Origin of the sequence: Enterobacter sp. 342, assembly GCF_036663495.1 — a bacterium.
Taxonomy (GTDB): Bacteria; Pseudomonadota; Gammaproteobacteria; order Enterobacterales; family Enterobacteriaceae; genus Enterobacter.
Genome location: NZ_JAWUEI010000020.1, coordinates 81142 through 92426, shown reverse-complemented (window position 1 = coordinate 92426; position 11285 = coordinate 81142). Strand labels below are relative to the sequence as shown.

Annotated in this window: 12 protein-coding genes; 8 read left to right on the top strand and 4 right to left on the bottom strand. The window is 52.9% G+C overall.

Annotation, left to right across the window (positions count from 1 at the left end; translation table 11 throughout):
- Positions 1-60, top strand: a 60-nt coding sequence (locus V6E55_RS25875; RefSeq protein WP_071528444.1) for an IS1 family transposase, incomplete at its 5' end; no start/stop codon positions are given.
- Positions 61-181: 121 nt separating this feature from the next.
- Here the strand turns inward: V6E55_RS25875 and fdhF are convergent.
- The 4 genes from fdhF to ycgZ form a co-directional block, all read right to left on the bottom strand.
- On the bottom strand, positions 182-2332 hold the full coding sequence (fdhF, locus tag V6E55_RS16535) for a formate dehydrogenase subunit alpha (protein WP_129996023.1): 2151 nt from the start codon (positions 2330-2332) through the stop codon (positions 182-184).
- 192 nt (positions 2333-2524) lie between these two features.
- The gene (locus tag V6E55_RS16530) at positions 2525-2803 is read right to left on the bottom strand and encodes a biofilm/acid-resistance regulator YmgB/AriR (protein WP_114979420.1); all 279 of its coding nucleotides are present in this window, start codon (positions 2801-2803) and stop codon (positions 2525-2527) included.
- 29 nt (positions 2804-2832) lie between these two features.
- Complete coding sequence (locus V6E55_RS16525) at positions 2833-3153, bottom strand: hypothetical protein (RefSeq protein ID WP_316943395.1); 321 nt, start codon at positions 3151-3153, stop codon at positions 2833-2835.
- Between the two features lie 4 nt (positions 3154-3157).
- Complete coding sequence (gene ycgZ, locus V6E55_RS16520; RefSeq protein ID WP_028017257.1) at positions 3158-3397, bottom strand: regulatory protein YcgZ; 240 nt, start codon at positions 3395-3397, stop codon at positions 3158-3160.
- Positions 3398-3738: 341 nt separating this feature from the next.
- Here ycgZ and V6E55_RS16515 point away from each other — a divergent pair, with 341 nt between their 5' ends.
- From V6E55_RS16515 to sufS, 7 genes are all read left to right on the top strand, one after another.
- Positions 3739-4959 carry a diguanylate phosphodiesterase gene (locus tag V6E55_RS16515; protein WP_316943394.1) on the top strand — a complete coding sequence of 407 codons (1221 nt, stop codon included), beginning with the start codon at positions 3739-3741 and terminating at the stop codon, positions 4957-4959.
- Between the two features lie 187 nt (positions 4960-5146).
- A complete protein-coding gene (locus V6E55_RS16510) occupies positions 5147-5878 on the top strand; it encodes a MerR family transcriptional regulator (RefSeq protein WP_129996020.1) in 732 nt (243 codons plus the stop codon).
- Between the two features lie 310 nt (positions 5879-6188).
- Entirely contained in the window at positions 6189-6557 is a 369-nt protein-coding gene (sufA, locus tag V6E55_RS16505; protein WP_028017260.1) for a Fe-S cluster assembly scaffold SufA, read from the top strand.
- An 8-nt stretch (positions 6558-6565) separates the two neighbouring features.
- Complete coding sequence (sufB, locus tag V6E55_RS16500) at positions 6566-8056, top strand: Fe-S cluster assembly protein SufB (RefSeq protein ID WP_114979423.1); 1491 nt, start codon at positions 6566-6568, stop codon at positions 8054-8056.
- A gap of 9 nt (positions 8057-8065) precedes the next feature.
- Positions 8066-8812, top strand: coding sequence for a Fe-S cluster assembly ATPase SufC (sufC, locus tag V6E55_RS16495; protein ID WP_063142936.1), 747 nt, complete (start codon positions 8066-8068; stop codon positions 8810-8812).
- Positions 8787-10058, top strand: coding sequence for a Fe-S cluster assembly protein SufD (gene sufD, locus V6E55_RS16490; RefSeq protein ID WP_316943392.1), 1272 nt, complete (start codon positions 8787-8789; stop codon positions 10056-10058). The genes sufC and sufD overlap by 26 nt, the downstream gene beginning before the upstream one ends.
- Entirely contained in the window at positions 10055-11275 is a 1221-nt protein-coding gene (gene sufS, locus V6E55_RS16485) for a cysteine desulfurase SufS (protein ID WP_114979425.1), read from the top strand. The genes sufD and sufS overlap by 4 nt, the downstream gene beginning before the upstream one ends.
- Positions 11276-11285 lie beyond the last annotated feature (10 nt).

The following is an 11285-nucleotide window of genomic DNA, read 5'->3' as shown; positions in this document are numbered from 1 at the left end:
TCGGTGGAGCTGCATGACAAAGTCATCGGGCATTATCTGAACATAAAACACTATCAATAAGTTGGAGTCATTACCGACTTTGCGATTGATAAAATCAACGGCGGCGATGATTTATCCTGCCTGTTGCTGATTGGATAAACACCCTGAGTGTGAGAGGCTCACGGAGTGAGCCTCTTTTTCCTTACACGTTAACTGCGCTAATCAACCGCGTTTTCATCGTTTGATACGCGGTAGCCGCAAAGTCCTCAGCCCAGCGCTGATCTTCAATGGCTTCCAGTTGTACCGCACAATATTTCGTCTCCGGCGTTTTGGAGATGGGATCGAGGTTATCCTGCGTCAGTTCGTTACAGGCACCAATCCACCACTGATAGGTCATATAGACCGCCCCGGCGTTGATACGCTCGCTAATGTTGGCGCGGGTAATCACTTTACCACGACGCGAACGCACCCAGACCAGTTGCCCGTCTGTAATGCCAAGTTTAGCTGCATCGGCAGGGTTCATTTGCACCCGGCCTGGCTCGTCGGCCAGGCTTTGCAGCGCGGCGCAGTTCCCGGTCATGGAGCGGCAGGAGTAGTGTCCCACCTCGCGTACCGTACAGAGCACCAGCGGGAAATCCGCATCCGGGGTTTCCGCAGGCGCGCGCCACTGTGCGGCAAAGAGCTGCCCCTTACCGCCTGGGGTGTCGAACTGATTGTCTTTGTACAGATACGGCGTTCCCGGATGATCCAGCGTCGGGCACGGCCACTGCACATGGCCCATCTCGCCCATTTTTTCGTATGTCACGCCAAAGAAGAGAGGACACAACTCACGCATCTCGTCCCAGATCTGCTGGTTAGATTCGTAATGCATCGGGTAGCCCATTTCGCTTGCGAGCAGGCTGATGATCTCCCAGTCGCGCTTCACGTTACCGCTGGCCTCGATGGCTTTGCCAAAACGCTGGAACCCCCGGTCGGCACAGGTAAAGACTCCGCCGTGCTCGCCCCAGGAGGTGGCGGGCAGAAGAACATCCGCCACTTCCGCTGTTTTGGTCATAAAGATGTCCTGCACCACTACAAAGTCGAGGGCCTCAAAACCGCTGCGAACCAGGCCAAGATCGGCCTCGGTCTGAAGCGGATCTTCTCCCATGATGTAATAGGCTTTGACCTTACCTTCCAGTGCAAGGTGTGGCACTTCAGTTATGCGTGTTCCGACACGATCGTCCATTTTATTGACGTCGATCCCCCACGCATCAGCGAACTTCTGCCTGATTGCCGGGTCCGTGACGTCCTGGTAACCCGGGAACATATTGGGCAGAACCCCCATATCGCAGGCACCCTGTACGTTGTTTTGCCCGCGTACGGGGCCAACGCCAACGGCAGGTCGTCCAAGGTTGCCGGTCAGCAGTGCCAGGCTGGAAAGACCTTTGACCACATCGACTGCCTGACCAAACTGCGTCACACCCATACCCCACATCACGGTGGCTGAAGGTGCCGCCGCAAAAGTACGCATCGCCTGGCGAACATCGCGGGCGGGAATGCCGGTGAGATGTTCGACATTCTCTGGCGCATAGTCTTTTACCGTCTGACGATAGGCCTCAAGCCCTTCTGTAAAACGCGCAACGTAGTTTTTGTCGTAGAGTTCCTCTTCCAGCAGCACATAACCAAAGGCGTTAACCAGCGCCATATTACTGCCGTTTTTCAGTTGCAGATGCTGGTCGGCAATGCGCGCGGTTTCAATGCGACGTGGATCGCAGACGATGATTTTCGCGCCGTTTTCCCTGGCCTTCAGCACACGTCTGGCGACGATAGGGTGAGAGTCTGCGCAGTTATAGCCAAAAACCAGCAGGCATTTTGAATTTTCGATGTCGTTGATGGAATTACTCATCGCACCATTGCCCAACGTTTCCTGTAAGCCAGCAACGGAAGGGCCGTGACAGACGCGTGCGCAGCAGTCGACGTTGTTGGTGTTCAGCACCGCACGGGCAAATTTCTGCATCACATAGTTGGTTTCATTCCCGGTACCACGGGAGGAGCCGGTGGTCATGATCGACCGGGGGCCGTACTGTTCTTTAATGCTACTGAGTTTGTGGGCTGTATAGCGGATTGCCTCTTCCCAGGTGACGGGAGTAAATGCCTCTCCTTTGTGGTAACGGATCATCGGTTGGGTCAGGCGTGGGGTGAGGAGACGGGTGTCGTTGAGGAAATCCCAGCCGTAAAATCCTTTCAGACACAGGGTGCCCTGGTTAGTGACGCCCTCTGCCGCTTCGGCACGGATGATACGGTTATTTTCAACGACAAGGTTTAATTTACAGCCTGCACCGCAGTAGGGGCAGACGCTGGCGATCTTTTTCATCAATAACAGACCTGTTAAGAAATGAAGCAAAGTTGACTGGGAAACCCAGCCCCGTAAACGGTGATTAGCAGGAACTATGCCAGGTTTACTTTGCTTGTTTTACAGGGAGTTATTCATAGAAGGAACGTGTCATCGTCAGACCTGTCGTCAGTTTTGACGATGACACGTTAGTCGTCGTTGAGGGGAGAGTGATTAAAGATCGTCCATCGTGTAACCCACTACGATCTCCAGAGTCTTACGTATGACATCTGCCTGAACGACGTCGCTGGTCGCTTCCAGCGTCTGAATAAGCCAGAGAATGATCGCTTTATTGGACAGATGCCCTTCGGAGGCCAGAACACAGCGTACTGCAGTAGAAAAAACAGCGGACTCTTCAGCAAAACGATCGCCTGCGTGACGGAAATATTCCGACAGCGCACTTTCCAGAAAAGCAGAATGGTATTCGGGTTGAAGCTGAATATTTTGTCTCATTTGTTCTCACCGTAGCTGTTGAATGACAGTCAATGTATTTTTTGGGGATCGGATGGTTTTCCATTTCCAAATAACTGCACAACATTGTTTCTGTTCTCGTTGAGAGATCCCTCTCTGTTCGTTCGTCCTTGCGCGGTTCTGCGACGTATAAAGGCGTTGCTGTTTGAGCTGATCTCAGCAATAAGCACCGCGAGTGTCTCCCGCCGCCAGGGATCCTGTTCATGCACTTCCATCACTCGCAGACGCTGTAGCAAACCTTCGGTCGTCACTGGCCCTCGCTCTTTCAGAAGAGAAAGAACGGCTTCACCGATAAGCTGGTCTATCAGACGATCTGCGTCACTGCTGTTCATGGCATTACCGCTCGAAGAGCAGACCAAGCAGCATGTGATAATGTTGTTCCTCTTCCGGGCCATCGGCCCTTTCGAGGCGGCTTAACAGTTTGGTACAGAGCGATTTACGATTGAGGTTTCGCCCGTCGCTAAGAATTTCAACCACGACCTGGCCCAATGTCTCCTGCTGAGTAGGAAGTGCGGCCTTTTCGAAGTACTGTGCAATCGCTGCTGCCGAATCTGCGACATAACCGTTCTGTTGCATGTTTCACTCCTGTAAAAATTCGTAATCAGTAACGTTACATTTAAGGTATACATAATTTATAAATCTGTACATTAAAAATGTACAGATTTATAAATTATTTGTGATGTTATTTATTAAATTATTTAGATTCAGTATGTTATGAGTGTATTGTGAAACGGTATCTTTACAGGATATATTGTACAAATCAGAGCGGCACGGTTAAGTTGTACAGGGCAGAAAATGGAGTCATTAGATGGCGTAAATGATTGAGATGTAAATTATTTGTCAGGCAATTAATGTGCTATAACAGATCCTTATCCACATGTTTTTGTGGTCAGAACCCTAACCCCCCCAGGAATAGCATGCTTACAACCATCATTTACCGCAGTCATATCTGCGAGGACGTTCCAGTGAAAGCGCTGGAAAAAATGGTCGCTGCTGCAAATAGTAAAAATCGGCAATCCAATGTCACGGGGATCTTGCTGTTTAACGGCACACATTTTTTTCAATTGCTCGAAGGGCCAGTGGAACACGTTTCGTCAATCTATGAGCAGATCTGTAAGGACGCTCGCCACCATAACGTGGTGGAGTTGATGCGTGATCACGGACCGACCCGACGTTTTGGTAACGTGGGCATGGAGCTGTTTGATTTGCGCCAGTTCGACAGGGAAGAGGTACTTCAGCAGGTGCTCAACAAAGGCACTACACGTTATCAGTTGACATACAATGACCGTCCCCTGCAATTTTTCCGCACCTTTGTCGAGGCCACGGAGAAAGCCAACTATTTTGAATTGCCTCCTGCGGATTCATGGGATTTTATCCCCGAAGAAACACCGTTATCCGCACAACCTGAGGTGGTGGCAAAAGGGGCGGACTGCAGCTTTGCATTTCAACCCATCGTGGATCCGTTCACGCAGCAGGTCGTCTCCTGGGAGGCGCTTCTCCGCACGCCTTCCGGGGATTCACCGGGTGTGTACTTCGCCAATCGCCCACGTGATGACGTGTACGCATCTGATTTGCACAGCAAGCAAGTTGCGCTCTCAATGGCCAGTGCGCTGGGGCTACAGGATCAGACATTATCCCTCAACCTGCTACCTATGACGTTGGTTAATGTTCCGAATGCCGTGGACTTCCTGCTCACCACGATTGATGCAAATGGCTTTGTGCCCGAGCAAATTGTGGTGGAGTTTACGGAGAGCGAAGCCATCTCCCGTTTCGAGGAATTTACCCATTCGGTCAGACAGTTAAAAAGTGCGGGTATCAGTGTAACAATCGATCACTTTGGTGCCGGTTTTGCAGGGTTACAGTTACTGGCACAGTTCCAGCCGGACAGAATTAAGATTAATCGCGATCTGGTCGCGAACGTTCACAAAAGCGGTCCCCGACAGGCCATTATTCAGGCGATTATCAAGTGCTGTACCTCCCTTGAAATTCAGTTCTGCGCGGTCGGCGTGGAGAAGGCGGAAGAGTGGATGTGGCTGGAATCTGCGGGAATTTCTCAGTTTCAGGGACACCTTTTTGCCAGCCCCCGGCATGGCGGAATTCCGGCTATTGCGTGGCCAGAGAAAAAGTCCGAGTTCTGAAAAAGTTGTACACAGTTCCACTGACGTGACTGTACGAACGATAAAATTTATACAACAATGTATTAACAGGTAAATGGCTTGTAACGCAATCACCTGCTTAAAACGAGGTCTTAGTTATACAAATGGTTTGTACAATCTGATAAGGTTGGTGTAGTTGGGTATGGAAGTACTGTGCGTGAGGGAGTTAATGGCCTATTACAGTATCGGCGAAGTGGCCGAACGATGCGGTATCAACCCCGTTACGCTGCGTGCCTGGCAGCGCCGTTATGGATTGTTGAAGCCGCAGCGCAGCGAAGGGGGTCATCGTCAGTTTGACGATGAAGATATCCTGCGTATTGAAGAGATCAAGCGCCTGATGAAAAGCGGCGTCTCGGTCGGAAAAGTAAAAGCCTTACTGGAAAATAAGGACGTGTTGACTCCGGGTAACTGGGTTTCATTCCAGGAAGAGATGATGACCGTTTTGCGTTACGCCAGTCCGGCAAAACTGCGTGCCAAAATAGGTGAATTCCGCCGCGATCACGCGCTGGATGCGCTCATTGATAATATTATCTCTCCCGTCCGCCAGCGGATGAATCAGGACCAGAATACCGTGCGTCATATGGCGAGCCTGCTTGACGGTGTTCTGATTGAATTCGCGATTGCAAGCCTGACAGAGTCGCGTAAGAAAGCGGGCAAAGACGCGTTGCTTATTGGTTGGGAATGCGACGACCGTACCCATCTGTGGCTTGAGGCCGCACGCTTAACGCAGAAAGGCTGGCATATTGATGTGCTGGCGGAACCTATTGACTCACCGCGTCCGGAGCTTTTCCCGGGGCAAAAAATCTTCGTCTGGACGGGGAAATCGCCAACACCTCGTCAGCAGGAACAACTCGATCACTGGCGGGAACAGGGTTTCTCTGTCACATTTCATCACGGATAATCAGAGGCCCTGAAGGCCTTTTTTTATCGGTGTCGCTTTCCGGGCATCGTCTATCTTAAAAATAGGCATTTCCGATGCATATTTTACATTTCCTCTCTGCCCCGTTTTTCTGCACGAATAATCCATTATTTATCAAAGCATTGAACAATTAAATCCATCCCCCACGCATCCCCTGACAGGGTCTATGCTTAATAAAAGTAGCCAAAAAGGGCGGTTTAGCCGAATGCCCCTGCTGTCAGAGGGTTGAAGTGATAATCGTTATCACTAACATGGTGTTATGCCCTGATGGCTAATCAGATGAGGTGGACCTATGGAACTGCATTCAGAAACCTTCAATCCTGCCGATTTTACCTGGCGCGGTTTAACGCTCACGCCAGCGGCGGCGGCACATATTCACGAGCTGGTCGCGAAAAAACCTGAGATCCTCGGTGTGCGTTTGGGTGTCAAACAGACTGGCTGCGCGGGCTTCGGATACGTGCTCGACACTGTCACAGAACCCGAGAAAGATGATCTGGTCTTCGAAACCGACGGCGCAAAACTGTACGTTGCCCTGCAAGCTATGCCGTTTATCGACGGCACAGAAGTGGACTACGTACGGGAAGGTTTAAATCAGTTATTCAAATTTCACAACCCGAAAGCCCAGAACGAATGCGGCTGCGGCGAAAGCTTTGGGGTATAGGCGGAACTATGTCTCGTAATACTGAAGCAACGAGTGAAGTAAATACCTGGAGCGGGGGACACCTCAACTATAAAGAGGGGTTCTTTACCCAGTTGCAGACCGATGAACTGGCGAAAGGCATCAACGAAGATGTCGTTCGGGCGATTTCGGCCAAACGTAATGAACCCGAGTGGATGCTGGAGTTTCGCCTGAGCGCATACCGCGCGTGGCTGGAGATGGAAGAGCCGCACTGGCTGAAAGCGCATTATGACAAGCTGAATTATCAGGACTACAGCTACTACTCCGCACCCTCCTGCGGCAGTTGCGATGATACCTGTGCCTCCCAGCCAGGTGCCGTACAGCAGACTGGCGCTGAAAACAGTTTCCTCAGCAAAGAGGTGGAAGAAGCCTTCAACCAACTGGGCGTGCCCGTACGTGAGGGCAAAGAGGTGGCGGTGGACGCCATTTTTGACTCCGTCTCAGTGGCAACCACTTACCGTGAAAAGCTGGCAGAGCAGGGGATCATTTTCTGCTCCTTCGGTGAAGCCATTCACGAGCACCCGGATCTGGTGAAAAAGTACATTGGGACTGTGGTGCCCTCTAACGACAACTTCTTTGCGGCACTCAACGCGGCGGTCGCCTCTGATGGCACCTTTATCTATGTGCCGAAAGGTGTGCGCTGTCCGATGGAGCTCTCGACCTATTTCCGCATCAACGCCGAAAAAACTGGCCAGTTTGAGCGGACCATTCTGGTGGCCGATGAGGGCAGCTACGTCAGCTACATTGAAGGGTGTTCCGCCCCGGTGCGAGACAGCTACCAGCTACACGCGGCGGTAGTCGAGGTCATCATCCATAAAGATGCCGAGGTGAAATACTCGACGGTGCAAAACTGGTTCCCGGGCGACGGCAATACCGGTGGCATCCTGAACTTCGTGACCAAGCGTGCGCTATGCGAAGGTGAAAACAGCAAGATGTCGTGGACCCAGTCAGAAACGGGCTCGGCTATCACCTGGAAATACCCGAGTTGCATTTTGCGTGGGGATAACTCCATCGGTGAGTTTTACTCGGTGGCGCTGACCAGTGGCCATCAGCAGGCCGATACCGGCACCAAGATGATCCACATCGGGAAAAATACCCGGTCGACCATCATCTCGAAAGGCATCTCCGCCGGACACAGCCAGAACAGCTATCGTGGCCTGGTGAAAATCATGCCGACGGCCACCAATGCGCGCAACTTTACCCAGTGTGACTCGATGTTGATTGGCGCGGACTGCGGTGCGCATACCTTCCCGTACGTTGAGTGCCGTAACAATACCGCCCAGCTTGAGCACGAGGCGACGACGTCGCGTATTGGGGAAGATCAGCTCTTCTACTGCCTGCAACGCGGGATCAGCGAAGAGGATGCTATTTCGATGATTGTGAACGGCTTCTGTAAGGACGTGTTCTCTGAACTGCCTCTGGAATTTGCCGTTGAAGCTCAGAAACTCCTCGCCATTAGTCTTGAACACAGCGTCGGTTAAGGAAAGCACATGTTACGTATTAAAGATTTACAGGTTAGCGTGGAAGATAAAGCGATCCTGCGTGGCCTCAATTTTGACGTCAAACCGGGTGAAGTTCACGCCATCATGGGGCCAAATGGTTCCGGGAAAAGTACGCTTTCAGCGACGCTGGCCGGACGCGAAGATTACGAGGTGACCAATGGATCGGTCGAATTTAACGGCAAAGATCTGCTGGAAATGTCCCCGGAAGATCGTGCGGGAGAGGGCATCTTTATGGCCTTCCAGTACCCGGTAGAAATCCCTGGCGTCAGTAATCAGTTCTTCCTGCAGACGGCGCTGAATGCGGTGCGCAAGTATCGCGGTCTGGAGGCGCTGGATCGCTTTGATTTCCAGGACCTGATGGAAGAGAAGATCAAGCTGCTGAAAATGCCGGAAGATCTGCTCACCCGCTCGGTTAACGTTGGTTTCTCTGGGGGGGAGAAAAAGCGCAATGACATCCTGCAGATGGCGGTTCTGGAGCCTGAGCTGTGCATTCTGGATGAGACTGACTCCGGTCTGGATATTGACGCCCTGAAGATTGTCGCTGATGGCGTTAACTCCCTGCGCGATGGTAAGCGTTCGTTCATTATCGTCACCCACTATCAGCGTATTCTCGACTACATCAAGCCGGACTACGTCCACGTGCTTTACCAGGGGCGCATTGTGAAATCGGGTGATTTTACGCTGGTTAAACAACTGGAGGAGCAGGGTTATGGCTGGCTTACCGAACAGCAGTAATGCACTCCAGCAGTGGCACAGACTGTTTGAAGCCCAGGGAGAGAGACGCTCTGAGCAGGCACAGCAGCATTTACAGCAGATGCTGCGTCTCGGCCTGCCTTCGCGAAAGCATGAGAACTGGAAATACACCCCGCTTGATGGCCTGATGAACGGTGAGTTTGTCACACGTCTGGCGGATATCAATCCGGTGCAGCGCGATGCGCTGGCACTAAGCGTGGATGCCGTGCGTCTGGTGTTTGTCGATGGTCAGTTCCGTCCGGAACTGAGTGATGACACGCAGGAGAGCGGGTTCTGCATCGAGATTAACGACGATCGCCAGAGCCTGGCGACAGCAGTTCAGCCGGAAGTGTTTCTGCATCTCACCGAAAGTCTGGCGCAGTCTGTAACGCATATTCATGTGAAGCGTAACCAGCGTCCGACCAAACCGCTGTTGCTGATGCATATCACCCAGGGGCTGGACGGTGATGAGATCAACACGGCTCACTACCGCCATCATCTTGAACTGGCTGAGGGGGCGGAAGCTACGGTGATTGAGCACTACGTCAGCCTCAACGATACCCGACACTTTACCGGATCACGTCTGACGATGAACGTTGCCGCCAATGCCCAGCTTCACCATATCAAGCTGGCGTTTGAGAATGCGCAGAGTCACCACTTCGCCCATAACGATATTTTACTCGGTCAGGATGCCGCAGCCTACAGCCACAGTTTTCTGCTCGGGGGCGCCGTGCTGCGCCATAACACCAGCACACAGCTTAACGGTGAAAACACCACGCTGCGCATCAACAGCCTGGCGATGCCGGTCAAATCGGAAGTGTGCGACACGCGCACCTGGCTTGAACACAACAAAGGCTACTGCAACAGTCGCCAGTTGCACAAAACCATTGTCAGCGACAAAGGGCGTGCGGTGTTTAATGGCCTGATTAATGTGGCACAACACGCGATTAAAACTGACGGGCAGATGACTAACAACAATCTGCTGCTGGGACGACTGGCGGAAGTGGATACCAAGCCGCAACTGGAGATCTATGCCGACGATGTGAAATGCAGCCATGGTGCGACAGTCGGGCGGATTGATGATGAGCAGATGTTCTACCTGCGTTCCCGCGGCATCGACCGGCAGGCGGCGCAGAAAATGATTATCTATGCGTTTGCCGCCGAACTGACGGAAGCGTTGCACGATGGCCTGTTAAAACAGCAGGTGCTGGCTCGTATTGGTCAGCGTCTGCCTGGAGGCGAAGTATGAGTTTTCCCGTAGAGAAAGTGCGGGCAGATTTTCCGGTTCTGACCCGTGAAGTGAACGGTCTTCCTCTGGCCTACCTGGACAGTGCGGCCAGTGCGCAGAAGCCGAATCAGGTGGTGGATGCGGAAGCCGAGTTCTACCGTCACGGCTACGCCGCTGTGCATCGGGGGATCCATACGCTGAGTGCGGAAGCGACTCAACGCATGGAGAATGTGCGTACGCAAATTGCCGCCTTTCTCAATGCACGGTCACCGGAAGAGCTTGTGTTTGTGCGGGGTACCACGGAGGGGATCAACCTTGTCGCCAACAGCTGGGGCAACGCGCAGGTCCACGCAGGTGACAACATCATCATCACCCAGATGGAGCATCACGCTAATATTGTACCGTGGCAGATGCTCTGTGAGCGTGTGGGTGCGCAATTGCGGGTCATTCCGTTGAATGAAGACGGGACGCTGCAGCTTGAGCAGTTTGACGCACTGCTCGACGATAAAACCCGGCTGGTGGCGGTAACTCAGGTCTCCAACGTGCTGGGTACGGAAAACCCGGTCGCAGAGATTGTCGAGAAAGCCCATCAGGCCGGCGCGAAGGTGCTGATTGACGGTGCTCAGGCGGTAATGCACCACGCGGTTGATGTTCAGGCGCTGGACTGTGATTTCTACGTCTTCTCCGGGCATAAGCTGTACGGCCCGACGGGGATTGGCGTGTTGTATGTGAAAGAGGACATCCTGCAGGCGATGCCGCCGTGGGAAGGGGGCGGGTCGATGATCGCCACCGTCAGTCTGTCGGAAGGGACTACTTACGCCCGCGCGCCGTGGCGTTTTGAGGCGGGGACACCTAACACTGGCGGGATTATCGGGCTGGGGGCAGCGGTTTCTTATGTCTCGGCGATGGGTCTTGATGCCATTCAGGAGTATGAGCAGTTGCTGATGCATTACGCGCTTGCGGAACTTGCCAGCGTGCCAGGTCTGACCCTGTACGGCCCTGCTGACCGGCAAGGGGTGATCGCGTTTAATCTCGGGAAACACCACGCCTATGATGTGGGCAGTTTCCTTGATAATTACGGCGTGGCGGTCCGTACAGGACACCACTGCGCCATGCCGCTGATGGCGTTTTACCAGGTGCCGGCAATGTGTCGCGCTTCGCTGGTGATGTACAACACAATGGAAGAGGTCGACAGACTGGTGGCAGGGTTAAAACGTATTCACCAGTTGCTGGGCTAACGGAGAGGCG

Excerpts from the sequence above, each read along its gene's own strand:
- fdhF (WP_129996023.1), bottom strand. The coding sequence starts at position 2,332 with ATGAAAAAGATCGCCAGCGTCTGCCCCTACTGCGGTGCAGGCTGTAAA.
- V6E55_RS16530 (WP_114979420.1), bottom strand. The coding sequence starts at position 2,803 with ATGAGACAAAATATTCAGCTTCAACCCGAATACCATTCTGCTTTTCTG.
- V6E55_RS16525 (WP_316943395.1), bottom strand. The coding sequence starts at position 3,153 with ATGAACAGCAGTGACGCAGATCGTCTGATAGACCAGCTTATCGGTGAA.
- ycgZ (WP_028017257.1), bottom strand. The coding sequence starts at position 3,397 with ATGCAACAGAACGGTTATGTCGCAGATTCGGCAGCAGCGATTGCACAG.
- V6E55_RS16515 (WP_316943394.1), top strand. The coding sequence starts at position 3,739 with ATGCTTACAACCATCATTTACCGCAGTCATATCTGCGAGGACGTTCCA.
- V6E55_RS16510 (WP_129996020.1), top strand. The coding sequence starts at position 5,147 with ATGGCCTATTACAGTATCGGCGAAGTGGCCGAACGATGCGGTATCAAC.
- sufA (WP_028017260.1), top strand. The coding sequence starts at position 6,189 with ATGGAACTGCATTCAGAAACCTTCAATCCTGCCGATTTTACCTGGCGC.
- sufB (WP_114979423.1), top strand. The coding sequence starts at position 6,566 with ATGTCTCGTAATACTGAAGCAACGAGTGAAGTAAATACCTGGAGCGGG.
- sufC (WP_063142936.1), top strand. The coding sequence starts at position 8,066 with ATGTTACGTATTAAAGATTTACAGGTTAGCGTGGAAGATAAAGCGATC.
- sufD (WP_316943392.1), top strand. The coding sequence starts at position 8,787 with ATGGCTGGCTTACCGAACAGCAGTAATGCACTCCAGCAGTGGCACAGA.
- sufS (WP_114979425.1), top strand. The coding sequence starts at position 10,055 with ATGAGTTTTCCCGTAGAGAAAGTGCGGGCAGATTTTCCGGTTCTGACC.